Consider the following 16,857-nt stretch of genomic DNA (forward strand, 5'->3'; position numbering starts at 1 on the left):
CCGTAAAGCCATTGCGCAGGGAAGGCCGGAGTGTTCCCGCTGCCCTGTATGCTCGTGTGCAGTTTTGTTTGCGCAAATCGCACGCGAGACCGCGGGTGCAGCAAGCACCCGGTCTTCCCTGCGCCCTCTGATTTCGAAGAGGGCAAACGAAGATGCAAACCTCGGACGCAATGCGCCGCGAGATCGCGAAACTGTATCCAACCGTCATTGCGAGCGAAGCGAAGCAATCCATGCCCCGGCACAAAGAAAGAATGGATTGCTTCGCTTCGCTCGCAATGACGCGGATAGGCCGCAGCGTCCTGGATACTCCGTCTTCGCGGGGCATGACGGCCTCCCTTGTGGCTGCAACCTCGGCTCGCTCCGCCCCACTCGCACTGAGGATGCCGAACCAACAAAAAACAACCAGCGTCAACACCGCAGTAACTAGTTTCCTTTACCCTCTGCCAACCATAAGCCCCTGTCGCGGGCGTATGGTGAGCGGGTAGCGTGTCATGTTGCGTTTGAATATCCTGGCCTCGGTTGTTCCGCTGGCGATTGCCGCCCTGTTCGCGCGCGGCGAGTTTTTGGCAGGACCCAGGGCCTGCATCGAGATAGCGGGTACGTCCGTCCAGATCGCCGCTCTTTCCTGGCAAGCGCACCACAACGTCGCCTTCACCGACGACCCCTCCCATGCGACGGTGCGGGTCCAGATCTCCGACGACGCGGAAACGGCTGACTTCACCGTGATCGACGACATCGATACGGCCGAAGCCGGCGCCTGCGAGAGCAACGCCCCGCCGCGGCTGGTCGCGATCTCCCGCAATCCCTCGCCCTCCGATCCCGTCATCTATCTTTCGCGGGATGGTCCGGCCGACTACCGGATCTTCGTGTCCTCGAAGAGCCTTTCACTGCTCGATGCCGCAGCCCTGATCGTCGGCGCCCGCAGCGAGCGCCGCCGCGTCGAAGCGGCGTTACTTTAAGGTTTCATTTACCCTGTTCTCATCGCGGCCGTTGCGCGCTGGGAGCCTCAAGCACTTTGCAACGTCGGCAACGCATCGTATGCCCAGAGGGGCGGCGAAGCAGGCCGGTTCAGTTCAGGCAGCAATCTCAGGGTCATTGGCGATGGGACGGACTTTCCGGATCAAACTTCGCTTTCGCCGTTTCGGTCGCCGGCATCCCTGGCTGACCTTCACGCTGCGCTCCTTCATGATCTTCTCGATCGTGTTCGGCGCCGCCTATGGATTCATTACCGGAAGCAAGACGGAAAATTCCGGCTATGACCCGCATGCCTTTGCGATCGGCGTTGCTTTCCTGTTTGCTCTCGCCTGCGTCGCGCTCGCCACTTTCAGCGTCCGGCTCCGCCTGATGCGCAAGAAGATGCGCAAGGTCGCCCTGCACAATGAAGCGCTGGCCGACCGGAACTGGGAATTGCAGGAAGCCGAGCAGCGCGCCCGCCGCTTGTTCGAATCGCAGGGCGATCTGATCGTGCTGCGCGACGCCGAGGGCAGCATCACCTATGCCAACGATGCCTATTGCGAACTCGCGCAAATGCCGTGCGACGCGCTGATCGGCAGCCGTTTTGCGCTTGAAGTTCTCGAACAGGGCGACATCGCGCTCGAACCGAACGGCACTCGCGTTCACGACCAGCAGATATCAGGTCCGCTCGGCCCGCGCTGGATCGCATGGCGCGAAGGCCTCGTCCGCAACGACGCCGGGGGGCCGGCGGAAATGCAAAGCGTCGGCCGCGACGTCACCGATCGCACCGAAAGCGAGCGCGCGCTGGCCGAGGCCCGCGACCAGGCCGATGCGGCAAGCCGCGCCAAGTCGCGCTTCCTCGCGATGGCGAGCCATGAGATCCGCACGCCGCTCAACGGCATCATCGGCATGAGCGGGCTGTTGATGGACACGCCGCTGACGCCGGAACAGGCGACCTATGTCAAGGCGGTGAAGACTTCCGGCGACGCGCTGCTCTCGCTGATCGAGGAGCTGTTGGATTACTCCAAGATCGAGGCCGGCAAGATTGATCTCGAACATCGTCCGTTCGCGCTGTCGGGCATGATCGAGGACATCACCGAATTGCTGGCGCCGCGCGCGGAGGCCAAGAAAATCGAGATCGCCGCCTATGTCGACGAGCGGCTGCCGATGCACGTGATCGGCGACGCGGCGCGGTTGCGGCAGGTGCTGCTCAATCTCGCCGGCAACGCCATCAAGTTCACCTCGACCGGCGGCGTCGCTCTGATCGTCGAGCCAGGCATCTGGCCCAATGAAATCAGTTTTCTGGTGCGCGACACCGGCATCGGCATCGCGCCAGAGGCGCGCGAGCGGATCTTCCGCGAGTTCGAACAGGCCGACGACAAGATCGCCCGCAGCTATGGCGGCACCGGGCTTGGCCTGAGCATCTCCGACCGCATCGTCAAGCGCATGGGCGGCCGCATCACGCTGGAGAGCCAGCCGGGCGCCGGCGCGACATTCGAAGTGTCCATCCCGCTCGCCGCCGCCGACGGCGAACAAATCTCCTTCGCGGCGCCCGATCTCTCCGGCCAGTCGATCATGCTGGTCTCGCCACAGAGCATCGAGGCCTCGCTGACTGCGCGGCGGCTGCAGCGCTGGGGCGGACAGACCTGCATGCTTTCCGACGCCGATGTCGCCGAGGCCCTGCTGCCCGAGCGGCCCTGGCACGCCGTGCTGATCGATCACGCGCTGGGGCTGGCCGATATCGAACGGCTCGGCGAAGCCGCGCGCCTGCATGCCACGCAGCGTATCGTGATGTTCACGCCGGCGACGCGGCAGGAATTGCAGCCATCCGCCACCTCCGCCCTCACCGGCTATCTGGTCAAGCCGTTGCGCGCGGCTTCGCTCGCGGCGCGCCTGACGACCGCGCCGGAGGTGGCCGCGCCGAGCCTGGAGCCGGCCATCGACACGATCGAGTCATCAGCCGCGCCGTCAGCCAAGGGCCTGTCGATCCTGGTCGCCGAGGACAATCAGATCAATGCGCTGTTGATCCGCTCGCTGCTCGGCCGGCTCGGCCATCACGCCGTGATCACCAGCAACGGCGCCGAGGCGCTGGAATCCTGGCTGTCGGCGAAAGCCGCTGGGACCCCCTACGATCTGGTCCTGATGGACATCCAGATGCCGCAGCTCAACGGCATCGAAACCACCAAGCGGATTCGCACCCTAGAGGCCGGCGAGCCGGGAGGCCGGACGCCGATCCTCGCACTCACCGCCAACACGCTGGTGGAAGACCGCTATGCCTGCTTCGAAGCCGGCATGGACGGATTTTTGATCAAGCCGCTCGACCGCGAGAAACTCGCCGAGGCGCTCTCCGGCCTCATCGCGTCCCGGCACATCGCGGCGTGAGGTGACAGCGAAGAATTTGTAGGGTGGGCAAAGCGGAGCGTGCCCGCCATCTAGCGCGAGGTTGTGATGGTGGGCACGGCGCAAACGCGCCTTTGCCCACCCTGCGAAACCGACGCTTATGTCACAGCCGCCGTAGCGCCACCGTCTCGACCAGATGATCGGCGCGCTTTTTCAGGATCAGCGTCGCGCGCGGCCGGGTCGGCAGAATATTGTCCTCGAGATTGGCGAGGTTGGTGCGTTCCCAGATCGCGATCGCGGTCGCCGTGGCCTCCTCGTCCGACAAGACTGCGTAGCGATGGAAGTACGATTTGGGATCGTGGAACGCGGTATCCCTGAGCGCGAGGAAGCGCCGCACATACCATTCGCGCAGTACCGGCTCCTCGGCATCGATATAGACCGAGAAATCGAAGAAGTCGGACACCACCGGCACCGCCTTGCCATCACGCGGCAGGCGGCCGGTCTGCAGCACGTTGACGCCTTCGACAATCAGGATGTCCGGGCGGTCGACTTCTATCCACTGGTTCGGCACGATGTCGTAGACCAGATGCGAATAGACCGGCGCGCGCACTGGCCGGCGGCCGGCCTTGATGTCGGAGAGGAACGACAGCAGCATCGGCAGGTCGTAGCTCTCGGGAAAGCCTTTTTTCTGCATCAGCCCCTGCCGCTCAAGCACGGCATTGGGAAACAGAAAACCGTCTGTCGTCACCAGGTCGACCTTGGGCCGCGGCGACCAGCGCGCCAACAGCGCCTGCAGCACGCGCGCGGTGGTCGATTTGCCGACCGCGACCGACCCGGCGACGCCGATGATATAGGGTACCTTGCGGTCGCGGATGCCGAGGAACTGGCGCTGCGCCTGGTAGAGACGATGGGTGGCGTCGACATAGATCGACAACAGGCGCGACAGCGGCAGGTAGATGTCCTCCACCTCCTGCATGTCGAGGCGATCGTGCATCGAGCGCAGCCGCTCGAATTCGCCCGGCTCCAGCGTCATCGGCGTATCGTCGCGCAAGCGCGCCCACTGCTCGCGGGTGAAGATACGGTAGGGGTTGTATTGCTGGTCGGGGGTGCGGATATCCATGAACAGCCCTCTCGGTCAGTCGCGCTTGCGCGACGCCTTTTCCTCGAGCCCGGACATCGACGTCCGCTGCGCCAGCGCGGCCTCGACCTCATCGAGCTTGACGCCGCGCGCCTTCAAAAGCACCAGCAGATGAAACAGCAGATCCGCACTTTCGGCGATCAAATGGTCGCGATCATTCTCGACCGCCGCGATCACGGTCTCGACCGCCTCCTCGCCCAGCTTCTTGGCGCAGTGCTCCGCACCCTTGTCGAGCAGTTTGCGGGTGTAGGACGCCTCTCCTCCCGATGCGGCCCGTGCATCGATGGTGGCGGCCAGATCATGGATCGTGAAACGCGACATCAACCGAACTCAACACTCGCGCCTGGCCAAAGGCCGCAGCGCTGTCCCAGTGCAGGACTTAGCACTTTTGTGACGGGGAGTCGTCAGGGATCGAGCCGCATCGGCAGCCCGGCGCGCACCATGTGCTCCTTGGCTTGGCGTATGGTAAATTCGCCGAAGTGGAATATCGAGGCCGCCAGCACCGCGGTGGCGTGGCCCTGGCGGATGCCGTCGACCAGATGGTCGAGATTGCCGACGCCGCCGGAGGCGATGACCGGTACAGGGACACTGTCGGCGATGGCCTGCGTCAGCGGCAGGTCGAACCCCTGCCTTGTGCCGTCGCGGTCCATTGACGTCAGCAGGATTTCGCCGGCGCCGAGCGATACCACTTCCTGCGCGTATTCGATGGCATCGATCCCGGTGGAGTTGCGTCCGCCATGGGTGAAGATCTCCCAGCGCTCACCGCCGCCGGCGCGCTTGACCCGCTTGGCGTCGATCGCGACCACGATGCACTGCTCGCCGAATTTTTCGGCCGCCTGCTTGACGAACTCGCGGTTGGAGACGGCGGCGGAATTGATCGAGACCTTGTCGGCTCCGTACCGCAGCAGCGTCTTGATGTCGTCGATGGTGCGGACCCCGCCGCCGACCGTCAGCGGCATGAAGCAGGCTTCCGCCGTGCGGCGCACGACATCCAGCATGGTGCCGCGGTTTTCATGGGTGGCCGTGATATCGAGGAAGCACAATTCGTCGGCCCCGGCCGCGTCATACGCAATCGCCGCTTCCACCGGATCGCCGGCGTCGCGCAGGTCGACGAAATTGACGCCCTTGACCACCCTTCCATCTTTCACATCGAGACAGGGGATCACGCGGACCTTGAACATGGCGATACTCCTAGGCCGCGGCGCGTGCGTTGCGGATCAGCGTCAACGCCGCAGTCGGATCGAGCCGGCCGTCATAGAGCGCGCGGCCAGCAATCGCACCCGCAAGCTTTTTGGCACGTGGCTCAAGCAAGGCTTTCACGTCATCGATCGAAGCGAAACCGCCCGACGCGATGACGGGAATCGATATCCGCTCCGCAAGGGCAATCGTCGCATCGAGGTTTAGGCCCTTCAAAAGGCCGTCGCGCGCGATGTCGGTGAAGATGATGGCGGCGACGCCGGCATCCTCAAAACGCTGTGCGATTTCGAGCGCGGTCACCTGCGAGGTCTCGGCCCAGCCTTCGACGGCGACCTTGCCGTCGCGCGCATCGAGGCCAACAGCGACGCGGCCGGGAAATTTTTTTGCGGCGCTCTTCACGAGCTCGGGATCGCGCACTGCGGCCGTGCCGATGATGACGCGGGCAATTCCCTTGTCCAGCCAGGCTCCCACGGTCTTGAGATCGCGAATGCCGCCGCCGAGCTGCACCGGCATGGTGACGGTCTTGAGCATCGCCTCGACCGCGAGTGCGTTCATCGGCTTGCCGGCAAAGGCGCCGTCGAGATCGACAACATGCAGATATTCGAACCCCTGCTCGGCAAAGGACCGCGCCTGCGCCGCGGGATCGAGGTTGAACACGGTCGCGCGCGCCATGTCGCCCTGCTCGAGGCGCACGCACTGGCCGCTTTTCAGGTCGACGGCGGGAAAGAGAATCACGGCTTCCACTTCAGGAAATTCGAGATCAGGGCCAGGCCGAAGCGCTGGCTCTTTTCGGGGTGAAACTGCGTGCCGATCGCGGTGTCCTTGCCGACGATCGCGGTCACCGGCCCGCCGTAATCGGCGCGCGCCAGCACATCGGCCTCGTTGGAGGCATTGAGATGATAGGAGTGCACGAAATAGGCGTGGCGTCCCTTCGGTCCGAGCGGCAGCCGCTCCAGCACCGGGTGCTCACGGATCATATCGAGCGTGTTCCATCCCATGTGCGGGATCTTCAAATTTTCCTCGCGCGGCGCAATTTTCTCGACCTCGCCCTCGATCCAGTTGAAGCCCTCGGTGACGACGTGCTCCTTGCCGCGCGTGGCCATCAGCTGCATGCCGACGCAGATGCCGAAGAACGGCCGCGCCTTGACGCGCACCGCCTCGGTCATCGCTTCCAGCATGCCGTCCACGGCGTCGAGGCCCCGGCGGCAATCGGCGAAGGCGCCGACGCCGGGCAGCACGATGCGATCGGCGCGATACACGGCTTCCGGATCGCGCGTCACCATGACCTTCTGCGGCTCTTCCATGCTCCGCGCGGCCCGCTCGAAGGCTTTTGCCGCCGAGTGGAGATTACCCGAGCCGTAGTCGATGATCGCAACGCTCATCGCGGCCCTCCCGGTTCCGGAAACAGACCGATGATCCCGCCTTGCGGCAATGGCGGCGGTTTCGAGAACGGCTGGCCCGGAATGTTGCGGGTTGGCGGCGGCGCGCCGCGGTCGACCGCCCATTGGTCGTTGGTCAGGCCACGCTGCCGGGCCGTCCAGCGCTCGAAGAACCGGCGTTCGGCCGTTTCCTCGTCGTCAGCGACCACGATATCGAGCTGGCGCCATTTGCGCCGCGACAGGGTCCAGCGTCTTAAGGTCGCCGCTTCGAATCCCATCAGGATGGCAATCAGGACGTCAACGGCGAAGATCGTGCCGCGGCTGGCGCCCAGCGCCGACATCCCGAACTGGACGGCGATCATCAGAACGATCCAACCGATCAGCGCCAGCCACAGCCGATGCCACAACAGCCAGATCACGCTCGCGACCGCAGCCCAGAAATGGAAGCCGTCGCGGACAAAGACGAACTTGTCGGTCGCCGCGAGATCGGCGCCGTTGGCTACGGGAGCATGCACTGTGTAGACCGGCATCGAACCTCTCCGCCGCGAACGAAAAACGCGAACAAGAAATCAGCCGCCGAGCTGACCCTTGGTGGAAGGCACTTCGCCGGCCGCGCTCGGATCAATCGCGATCGCGGCACGAAGCGCCCTCGCCAGACCCTTGAAGCAGGATTCGGCGATATGATGGCTGTTCTCGCCATATAAGGTCTCGACGTGCAAAGTCACGCCGGCGTTGATGGTGAAGGCGTTGAACCATTCGCGCACCAGCTCGGTATCGAATTGACCGACCTTGTCGCGCGGAAAATCGACCTTGAACACCAGCACCGGCCGGCCCGAAATGTCGATCACGACGCGCGACAGCGTCTCGTCCATCGGCATGTGGATCGAGGCGTAGCGGGTGATGCCGGCCATGGTGCCGAGCGCCTGTTTCACGGCCTGGCCCAGCGCGATGCCGACGTCCTCGGTGGTGTGGTGGTGGTCGACATGGAGGTCGCCATCGGCCTTTACGGTGATGTCGATGCGGGAATGCCGGGCCAGCAGGTCGAGCATATGGTCGAAAAAGCCGATACCGGTCGATACCTTGGACACGCCCGTGCCATCGAGGTTTACCGCGACCTCGATGTCGGTTTCCTTGGTCTTGCGCTTGATGGACGCTATGCGCATGAAAACTGCTTCCCTTTGGCCACCTGGAGGCCGAAAACGCGGCCCTTTTAACAGGCGGATGTCGCCTTCGCTACTGCGGGATGACGCTTTTGGAGGCTGAACTTCGGCCTATGGTGACCGGAATCCCGGCCGCGATTGTAACCCTCCCCGCCAGCCCCTAAATCTGACGGGAACGAGGGCAATTCATGCAAGCATCTGAAAACAGCCTGCCGATCTGGCACGGCACCACGATTTTGACGGTCCGCAAGGGCGGCAAGGTGGTGATCGGCGGTGACGGCCAGGTCTCGATCGGCCAGACCGTCATCAAGTCGAACGCCAAAAAGGTCCGCAAACTGGGCAAGGGCGACGTGATCGGTGGCTTTGCCGGGGCGACCGCCGACGCTTTCACCCTGTTCGAGCGGCTGGAAAGCAAGCTTGAGCAGTATCCCGGGCAATTGACCCGCGCGGCGGTCGAACTTGCCAAGGACTGGCGGACCGACCGCTATCTGCGCCGGCTGGAAGCCATGATGATCGTCGCCGACAAGGACGTCTCGCTGGTCCTGACCGGCACCGGCGACGTGCTGGAGCCGGAAGCGGGCGTGATGGCGATCGGCTCGGGCGGCAATTATGCGCTCGCCGCGGCGCGTGCGCTGGTCGATACCGACAAGGACGCCGAGAGCATCGTGCGCCGCGCGCTCGATATCGCCGCCGACATCTGCGTCTACACCAACCGCAACGTCACGATCGAAACGCTCTGAGGGGAGCCCCCGGTCATGGCGTCGGACTATGTCTTCCGCCCGATGACATCAGCAGATCTGCCGTTGGTTCGGCGCTGGCTGGCGGAGCCGCATGTCGTGCAATGGTGGGGCGATCCGTCCGAGCAATATGACCTGGTCAGCGGCGACTTGAACGAACCTGCGATGGACCAGTTCATTGTCTCGGCAGGAAGCAGCGATTTCGCCTATCTGCAATGTTACGACCTGACCGCGTGGAATTCGGGTTTTGGCGAACATCCGCGCGGCACAAGCGGCATCGACCAGTTCATCGGCGAGCCCGGCATGATTGAACGCGGCCACGGTTCGGCGTTCATTCGCGCCTTCGTCGACGAGCGCTTGAGGAATGGTGCGCCGCGCATTGTCACCGATCCCGATCCGGCCAACACCCGGGCCGTTCGCGCCTACGAGAAAGCGGGCTTTGAAAAAGCGGGTATGGTCGATACACCTGATGGCCCCGCTCTATTGATGGTCCGCAACGCATGACTTCTACCAGCAGCATCGACAAAGCCCCGGTCATCCGCGCGCTTTCGACGTGGCATTGGACGTTGATCGCAGCCGGCATCCTCGCAGCTCAAGCCGCGATCCTGTATGCGATGGGCCGTCTGCCGATCTGCGCCTGCGGCTATGTAAAACTCTGGCACGGCGTGGTGCAGAGTTCGGAAAACTCGCAGCACATCTTCGACTGGTACACGCTGTCGCACATCCTGCATGGCATCCTGTTCTACGGCGCAACCTTCCTCGCCTTCCCTCGCCTCGCCTGGCAGGGCCGCCTGATCCTTGCCATGCTGGTGGAAGGCGGCTGGGAACTGGTCGAAAATTCCGACTGGATCATCAACCGCTACCGCGCCGGCACGATCTCGCTGGATTATTTCGGCGATACCATTGTCAATTCGATCTCCGATTCACTTGCGATGATCGGCGGCTTCCTTCTGGCAAAAAGGCTTCCGGTCGCCATCACGGTGGCGGTGGCGCTGTTGTTCGAACTCGTAATGACGCTCCACATTCGCGACAATCTGACGCTCAACATCATCATGCTGATTCACCCCTTCGAGGCGATCAAGGTTTGGCAAGGCGGACCGCCGATTATCTAGAGACGATTGTGTCGGCTGCTTGCGACAGGCCTGATCCGGCTTACTTAACTCCAGAGGTCCAGTGTCGATGATTGCAAGCGAGATTTTGGCGAAAGGCGTTGAGCGCGGAATTATCACGGCCGAACAGGCCGAACGCCTGCGCGCGCTGGAAAATGCCGGCGAGCCGCCGGAATTGCCCGCCTCGCCCGACGACGAACAGCTTCGCTTCATCAGCGGCTTCAGCGACATCTTTGTCACCATTGGCCTTGCCATGTTCATTGGCGCGGTCGGCTATTTTGCCCTGTCATCCAGCGGGCCGGTTGGTATGTGGATAGCGGTCGCCGTTACAGCCTGGTTGCTCGCCGAATTCTTCACCCGGCTGCGGCGCATGGCGTTACCAAGCATCGTTCTCCTGATCGTATTTGCCTGGGCCGCTTTCGCCGCCAGCGCCGTCTTTCTCGGGGCGGGCGCCCGGCCATACAGCTTTCCGCTATCTGCATGGGGGCTTTCCGGACCTGGCGGGATCGAGCCAGCGACGTTGGCGAGCGCCGCATTTATGACCGTGCTGCTGACGGCACTGCACTACTGGCGCTTTCGGGTGCCCATAACTATCGCGGCGGGGTGCGGCGCGTTGCTGCTCACGGTCATGGGACTAGCTTATGGGCTTTTTCCGCAGCTACCGTACGGCGCGTACAGCGCCCTGACTTTCGTTTGCGGCCTCGCTATTTTTGGCTTGGCCATGCGGTTTGACATGACGGATCCGGAACGGCTGACACGCCGAACCGATATTGCCTTCTGGCTACATCTGCTTGCTGCGCCGCTCATCGTACACTCGTTAATTGGTGGCGTGTTCGACGTGGGCGCGAAACTCGAACCCAAACCTGCTGTTGCCGTAGTGGCCGTGTTTCTGGCACTTAGCCTTGTCGCGGTCCTGATCGACCGCCGCGCTCTGCTGGTATCCGGCCTCGCCTATGCAGGAGGTGCCTTCTGGGCTCTGATCCGCCAGGCGGGCCTTTCCGACATAACGACCCCGCTCACAATCCTGACCCTCGGTGCTTTCGTGCTGTTGCTCAGCGCCGGATGGAAGCCACTTCGGGCCGGGATATTGAAATTGGCACCATCGACGCTCACGCGTCGCCTCCCGCAACCAACCCTATCCGTGTAAGAATGTACGTATGACCGACTTTTCTCCCCGTGAAATCGTCTCCGAACTCGACCGCTTCATTGTCGGCCAGGCCGACGCCAAGCGCGCGGTATCGATCGCGCTGCGTAACCGCTGGCGGCGGCTGCAGCTCACCGGCAGCTTGCGCGAAGAGGTGCTGCCGAAAAACATCCTGATGATCGGGCCGACCGGCGTCGGCAAGACCGAGATCGCGCGGCGGCTGGCGAAGCTGGCCAACGCGCCCTTCATCAAGGTCGAGGCCACCAAGTTCACCGAGGTCGGCTATGTCGGCCGCGACGTCGAGCAGATCATCCGCGACCTCGTCGAGGTCGCGATCGTGCAGGTCCGCGAGCGCAAGCGCAAGGACGTGCAGGCCCGCGCGCAGCAAGCCGCCGAAGAACGCGTGCTGGATGCGCTGGTCGGACCGGCGTCGAGCCCCGGCACCCGCGATTCCTTCCGCAGGAAGCTGCGCGCCGGCGAGCTTAACGACAAGGAAATCGAGATCGAGACGCAATCCTCCGGCGGCATGCCGATGTTCGAGATCCCGGGAATGCCGGGCGCGCAGATGGGCGCGATTTCGATCGGCGATATCTTCGGAAAGATGGGCGGGCGAACCAAGACCCGCCGCCTGACGGTCGAAAGCTCGCACGAGATTCTCGTCAACGAGGAATCCGACAAATTGCTGGACAGCGATCAGCTGGTACTGGAAGCCATCAACGCGGTCGAGAACAACGGCATCGTGTTTCTCGACGAGATCGACAAGATCTGCGTGCGCGACGGCCGTACTGGCGGCGACGTTTCGCGCGAGGGCGTGCAGCGCGACCTGTTGCCGCTGATCGAAGGCACCACGGTCTCGACCAAGCACGGCGCGGTCAAGACCGACCACGTCCTGTTCATCGCCTCCGGCGCGTTCCATATCTCAAAGCCCTCGGACCTGTTGCCGGAATTGCAGGGGCGGCTACCGATCCGCGTCGAGCTGGAAGCGCTGACACGCGACGACATGCGCCGCATCCTGACCGAGCCGGAGGCCTCGCTGATCAAGCAATATGTCGCGCTGCTGCAGACCGAAGGCGTCACGCTCGACATCACCGACAGCGCCATCGACGCGCTGGCGGATATCGCGGTCGCCGTCAATTCGACGGTGGAGAATATCGGCGCGCGGCGGCTGCAGACGGTGATGGAGCGGGTGCTCGACGAGATTTCATTCGCCGCGCCGGACCGGCATGGCGAGACCATCAAGGTCGACGCCGATTACGTGCAGAAGCACGTCGGCGACCTCGCCAAGAACGCCGATTTGAGCCGGTTTATTTTGTAGGCATTTCGTGGCCCGGATGGAGCGCAGCGCAAATCCGGGGCCTTGCGCAAGTGGATTCACCGTTCCCGGATTGCGCTGCGCTCCATCCGGGCTACGCGCTCACAACCACAAATCTTCATTGTGCGCTCTCGCTGGGGCCGCTATCCCGTCTGTGACGCCGGCCTGTGGTTATGGGTCCCGGCTCGCGCTATCGCTTGGCCGGAACGACGATGAACCTGAATTTGCGGCTATGGGAAAACCCCTGGCGCTTGATGCTTGCCGTCAATGCCGCCGTGCTGATCGGGGTCTTCTGGCACAAGATCACGCTGCCGCCTTACGTCCCCTACATCCATCTGCTGGTCGATTATCATTTCGGCTTCACCAAGCGCGCCCTGATCGGCGCGATCGTCTCGCTGTTCACGACCAAGGTGCCGGTGTGGCTGGTGTTTGCGCTCAGCGGCACGGTGTGGCTGGTGACGGCAGGGCTGTTCGTTCAGTTATTCCGCCGAACGTTTGGTTTTGATCAAAAGCATTTGCCGCTGTTCATGTTCATGGCGGGCTCGCCGTTTTTCCTGAAGAATTTTATGCACACGCTCGGGCACTTCGACATCTACGGATGCCTGCTTGCGATCTGTCTGCTGCTGGTTCCGGCACGTTCGCTTGCCTATGTGTTGCTTGCCGCGGCGTTTTCGATCGTGCTTGTTCTGATCCATCACATTCATCTGCTGATGTATGTACCGACGATCGCCGCCATCGTGGCGTTGCGTCATTACCTCGTGCAGGGCGTGAGCCGACAGAACGCCGCTGTTGGCATGGCATCGCTCGCGGCCATAGGCCTGCTCTTCATCGCCGCGCAATTCTACGGCACGATGGCGGTACCGGAGGCGGAGTTCGTCGCCTATCTGCAGAGCCGGATGGCCGACCCATCGCAAACCAAGCTGCTGAGCTTTGGCTATATCTGGTACCAGCCACTCTCGAAGGAAGTTCTGGATACCTGGCAGCGGCTGCCGCACAACCTCCTCGGCATTCCCGTATTTGCGCTCCTGATCTGGCTGCACACGCCGCTCTGTCGATATTTCGTCAATCTGATCGCAGCGTTATCAATAGAAGCACATCGCTGGATCGTCACGGCCGCAATCGTCGTCGTCAGCCTCGGCTATCTCATCATGTTCGCGATGATCTTCGATTACTCGAGGTGGATTTCGAACTGGGCGGTGTGCCTGTTCCTGATCCTGCACGCGGTGAAGACGCTGCCTTCAAAAGAAGTGCCGCCGATACCGGGCGATGACCGGAAGACAATGGTGTTCGGCTGGATCGTGACGCTGATTCCGCGAGTCGGGATCGTGCGGCCGTTCTGACAGGTCTAGCTAAGTTCTCGATCTCCGCACCCTGACGTACAAGGCGCCCTCGCCGCCATGGCCGATATGGGCTTCCTCGAAGCCGACCACCAGCGAGCGGAATTCCGGCAGGCCGAGCCATAGCGGCACCTGGCGGCGGAGCACGCCGCGCTCGGATTCGGCGCCGATCTTGCCCTTGCCGGTGATGATGAGCACGAAGGTCAGCCCGTCATGATGGGCGCGCTGCAGGAAGCCGAACAGCGCGCGATGCGCCCTCGTCTGCGTCATGCCATGCAGGTCGAGCCGGGCGTCGATCTCCTTCCGCCCGCGCGACAGATGCGACCGCTCCCGGCGGCCGATCGGCGCCAATGGCGGCGGTTCCGGCTTTGAAGGAGCAACGATTCGTGCCGGGGCGACGTGCCTCGGCGAAGCGGCGGGTTTCGGCGCGACTTTGCTATCGGCTTCGGTCGAGGCGGCCGGCGGCTTCGAAGGGCGGTGCCGTTTGCGCAACGGCTTGACCTGCTTGGCGACGCTCTCCCACAGCGCGCGGTCCTCTTCGCTCAGGCCGCGCTTGCGTCGCGGCGGCTCCGGCAAGTCGGGAATCAAACTCGACGGCCGGCGTTTCATCGACGATGGCGATATCGGCGCAAATGACGCTGATGCGGCTTTACGGAGGCCGCTTCAAGCTTCGGCCGCGGCTCGGGCAGCGGCACCGGCTTTGTCACGGCAGCCTGCACGGCCGGGATTTGCGAAGGCGCCACTGCCGGTGTCGGCGGTGCTGCGTGAGCCGCGGGCCTGGCGGTGGTCGCCGCGGTCACCTCGGGCGGCTTCGCAGCGTTCTTCTGGTCCTTCGGCGGATCGGTTTGCGGGAACAATTTAGCGATCGTCTCCGACGGCCGCTGGTCGGGCACCGGCATCTTGCGGCCGCGCGCCACCGGATCGAGGCTCTTCGGCACCAGGATGACGAAGCGCGCATTGTGGCGGAGACGGCCGGCAACCTTGCCGGCGTCGAGACCGGCGCCGAAATAGAGATCGGCGCGCGCCGGACCGACGATGGCCGAGCCGGTGTCCTGCGCAATCATCAGGCGGCGGAACGGTGTCTTCGATTGCTCCGTTTCGATCGGCAGCTCGCCTTCGATGAAGAACGGCGTGCCATAGACATGCAGCGACTTGTCGACCGCGATCGACCGCCCCGGCGTCAACGGCACGCCCTGGGCGCCGACCGCTTCGTCCTTGTCGGAAAGCTGCACCTCGCGGAAGAAGACGTAGGACTTGTTCTGCCGCCGCAGCTCGTCGGCCTCATTGGGGTTCTGCTCCATCCACTCCCGGATCTTCTGCATCGACATCTGATCCTTGGGGATGATGTTGCGCTCGATCAGGATGCGGCCGACCGCGGTATAGGGATAGCCATTATGGGCATCGTAATTGATCCGAACGGTCGAGCCGTCGTCGAGGCTGACCCGCGCCGAACCCTGGATCTGCGAGAACAGCAGGTCGGTCTGTTCCTTCAGAAAGCAGATTTCGAGGCCGCGGCCTTCAATCGCGCCGTCCTCGATCTCAGCCCGATCGTAATAGGGCACCAGCTTGCGGCGGCCGATCTTGCGGAACACCTGGCCCTTGTTCGGCAAGCCGGCCGAGCTCTGTGTGGTGCCGCGGACGAACAGATTGGACGGCCGGCGATAGACCGGCACCTTGTAGACCTCGTTCTCCGTCCGCGAGCCGTCGACGATGGGCTCGTAATAGCCGGTGACAAAACCCTCGCCTTCGCCAAGCCGCGAAATGCGCAAGGGGAGAAAATGATCCTCGAAGAAAGCTTTTGCCTTCAGTCCGTCGGACAGTTCCAGGCCTCTCGCGACGAGGCAGGGATCGCGCAGCGAAGTGCCGAGCGCCTTCGGATCGGCCGGCGGCGTTCGTTGCGCCGATATCGGCCTGCAGCTCACCCGAAACGCCTTGTAGGCGGCGAGATGATCGTCCTCGCTCCAGCCCGCGATCCCGGACCATGCGACCGGCGCATACTGACCGCCGCTGATCTGAAACGGCAATTCAAGTGGCGGATATGGCAGGTGACGGACGGACGGCGGATGCGAAGGCTTTTGCGAACGCGCATGACGTGCCGCAAGGGCATCCACCGGAGCCAGCGAACACGCCAAAGCGATCACGCCAAACGCGAGCCTCGCAAGGCGTCGCGTCTCAGGCCGCGCTTCCAGTGCCAACCAGCTTCCAGTTCGGATCGCGAGAGCTCGTGTCGCGGGCGAATGTCCAGACATCGGTGATATCGGCGACCTTATCGGGATTGCCATCGACAATGGCGCCGGTCCTGTCGCGGGTGACCGAGATCATCTGCGACACGAAACGAACAGTCAGCTGCGCCGCGCGGTCGCGGGCTTCCGCACCCACCAGCTCGGCCTTGTCGATCGAAACAAACCGCGTTTCGGTTTTCTGCTCGTGCTTCTCGCGATCCTTGATCACGGCCTCGAAGCTCTCATAGACCTCGCTAGACAGGAGATCCTTCAGCGCGCGGCGGTCGCCATTGGCGAAGGCCAGCACGATCATCTCGTAGGCGCCGCGGGCGCCGGAGATGAAGTGCCTGGGATCGAACGAGGAGTCCTGGGCGGTAATGGCGTCGAGGCCTGCGGCAAGCGGCGTGCCCGGCTCGGCAATGCCTTTCCAGCGGTCGGCCGGCGCGACATCGGCGCTCGGCGCCAGCGGCGCCTGATCGATCACCGCACCTGGTATCGGGACGGCGTTATTGTCCTGCGTTCGCTGCACGACGTTGGGCGCGGCGCGATCATAAGGCGGCCGTTCGCTTCCGGTGCGCTGTCCGAGGACGCTGCGCAGGCGCAGGAAGATAAAGACCGCCAGCGCCAGGAAGATGATGGTGTAAATATCCACGTCGTATTCGCTTTCTGGTTCTAACGCCGGCAACGGGCCCGGCGGTCGAGCGTTCCCTGGTGAGAAGCTCTCTTACGAGTTTTCCCTGAGAACGGCAGAGATTGCATCACCGATTGAGACTGCAGCATGTAGGCATGAAACTACGCCCGGCCAATGGCGCGTTTTGGCGCGGGTGA

Annotated in this window: 18 protein-coding genes; 8 read left to right on the plus strand and 10 right to left on the minus strand. The window is 63.3% G+C overall.

Features of this window, described 5'->3' with window-relative positions:
• Positions 1-491: 491 nt before the first annotated feature.
• Positions 492-959 (plus strand): hypothetical protein, encoded by a 468-nt coding sequence (locus tag V1286_RS34575; RefSeq protein ID WP_334487661.1) that lies wholly within the window; start codon positions 492-494, stop codon positions 957-959.
• Positions 960-1,101: 142 nt separating this feature from the next.
• Entirely contained in the window at positions 1,102-3,336 is a 2,235-nt protein-coding gene (locus tag V1286_RS34580) for a PAS domain-containing hybrid sensor histidine kinase/response regulator (protein ID WP_334487664.1), read from the plus strand.
• 121 nt (positions 3,337-3,457) lie between these two features.
• Here the strand turns inward: V1286_RS34580 and coaA are convergent, their stop codons facing one another.
• The 7 genes from coaA to hisB form a co-directional block, all read right to left on the minus strand.
• Positions 3,458-4,414, minus strand: a complete 957-nt coding sequence (gene coaA, locus V1286_RS34585) for a type I pantothenate kinase (RefSeq protein WP_334487667.1) — start codon at positions 4,412-4,414, stop codon at positions 3,458-3,460.
• Between the two features lie 15 nt (positions 4,415-4,429).
• Positions 4,430-4,753, minus strand: a complete 324-nt coding sequence (locus tag V1286_RS34590; RefSeq protein WP_214488182.1) for a phosphoribosyl-ATP diphosphatase — start codon at positions 4,751-4,753, stop codon at positions 4,430-4,432.
• A gap of 83 nt (positions 4,754-4,836) precedes the next feature.
• Positions 4,837-5,613, minus strand: a complete 777-nt coding sequence (gene hisF, locus V1286_RS34595; RefSeq protein ID WP_108520051.1) for an imidazole glycerol phosphate synthase subunit HisF — start codon at positions 5,611-5,613, stop codon at positions 4,837-4,839.
• Positions 5,614-5,623: 10 nt separating this feature from the next.
• Positions 5,624-6,373, minus strand: a complete 750-nt coding sequence (gene hisA, locus V1286_RS34600; protein WP_334487669.1) for a 1-(5-phosphoribosyl)-5-[(5-phosphoribosylamino)methylideneamino]imidazole-4-carboxamide isomerase — start codon at positions 6,371-6,373, stop codon at positions 5,624-5,626.
• Complete coding sequence (gene hisH, locus V1286_RS34605) at positions 6,361-7,011, minus strand: imidazole glycerol phosphate synthase subunit HisH (protein ID WP_334487672.1); 651 nt, start codon at positions 7,009-7,011, stop codon at positions 6,361-6,363. Before hisH ends, hisA begins: the two co-directional genes overlap by 13 nt.
• Entirely contained in the window at positions 7,008-7,538 is a 531-nt protein-coding gene (locus V1286_RS34610; protein ID WP_334487675.1) for a DUF2628 domain-containing protein, read from the minus strand. The genes hisH and V1286_RS34610 overlap by 4 nt, the downstream gene beginning before the upstream one ends.
• Positions 7,539-7,577: 39 nt before the next feature.
• Positions 7,578-8,171: an imidazoleglycerol-phosphate dehydratase HisB gene (hisB, locus tag V1286_RS34615; protein WP_334487677.1), complete on the minus strand. Its 594-nt coding sequence runs from the start codon at positions 8,169-8,171 to the stop codon at positions 7,578-7,580.
• A gap of 185 nt (positions 8,172-8,356) precedes the next feature.
• Here hisB and hslV point away from each other — a divergent pair, with 185 nt between their 5' ends.
• From hslV to V1286_RS34645, 6 genes are all read left to right on the plus strand, one after another.
• Complete coding sequence (hslV, locus tag V1286_RS34620) at positions 8,357-8,908, plus strand: ATP-dependent protease subunit HslV (protein WP_334487680.1); 552 nt, start codon at positions 8,357-8,359, stop codon at positions 8,906-8,908.
• A gap of 15 nt (positions 8,909-8,923) precedes the next feature.
• On the plus strand, positions 8,924-9,409 hold the full coding sequence (locus tag V1286_RS34625; protein ID WP_334487683.1) for a GNAT family N-acetyltransferase: 486 nt from the start codon (positions 8,924-8,926) through the stop codon (positions 9,407-9,409).
• Entirely contained in the window at positions 9,406-10,017 is a 612-nt protein-coding gene (locus tag V1286_RS34630; RefSeq protein ID WP_334487686.1) for a DUF2585 domain-containing protein, read from the plus strand. Before V1286_RS34625 ends, V1286_RS34630 begins: the two co-directional genes overlap by 4 nt.
• Positions 10,018-10,084: 67 nt before the next feature.
• A complete protein-coding gene (locus tag V1286_RS34635; RefSeq protein ID WP_334490108.1) occupies positions 10,085-11,161 on the plus strand; it encodes a hypothetical protein in 1,077 nt (358 codons plus the stop codon).
• Between the two features lie 10 nt (positions 11,162-11,171).
• On the plus strand, positions 11,172-12,473 hold the full coding sequence (gene hslU / locus V1286_RS34640) for an ATP-dependent protease ATPase subunit HslU (RefSeq protein WP_334487689.1): 1,302 nt from the start codon (positions 11,172-11,174) through the stop codon (positions 12,471-12,473).
• Between the two features lie 215 nt (positions 12,474-12,688).
• Entirely contained in the window at positions 12,689-13,810 is a 1,122-nt protein-coding gene (locus V1286_RS34645) for a hypothetical protein (RefSeq protein ID WP_334490110.1), read from the plus strand.
• Between the two features lie 9 nt (positions 13,811-13,819).
• Here the strand turns inward: V1286_RS34645 and V1286_RS34650 are convergent, their stop codons facing one another.
• The 3 genes from V1286_RS34650 to V1286_RS34660 are packed head-to-tail and all read right to left on the minus strand — an operon-like array spanning position 13,820 to position 16,681.
• Positions 13,820-14,416, minus strand: coding sequence for a Smr/MutS family protein (locus tag V1286_RS34650; RefSeq protein WP_334487691.1), 597 nt, complete (start codon positions 14,414-14,416; stop codon positions 13,820-13,822).
• Positions 14,413-16,002: a murein transglycosylase A gene (gene mltA / locus V1286_RS34655; protein WP_334487693.1), complete on the minus strand. Its 1,590-nt coding sequence runs from the start codon at positions 16,000-16,002 to the stop codon at positions 14,413-14,415. The genes V1286_RS34650 and mltA overlap by 4 nt, the downstream gene beginning before the upstream one ends.
• Positions 15,980-16,681 (minus strand): Tim44/TimA family putative adaptor protein, encoded by a 702-nt coding sequence (locus tag V1286_RS34660; RefSeq protein ID WP_334487695.1) that lies wholly within the window; start codon positions 16,679-16,681, stop codon positions 15,980-15,982. Before V1286_RS34660 ends, mltA begins: the two co-directional genes overlap by 23 nt.
• Positions 16,682-16,857 lie beyond the last annotated feature (176 nt).

It is taken from the genome of Bradyrhizobium algeriense (assembly GCF_036924595.1).
GTDB classification, from domain to species: Bacteria; Pseudomonadota; Alphaproteobacteria; order Rhizobiales; family Xanthobacteraceae; genus Bradyrhizobium; species Bradyrhizobium algeriense.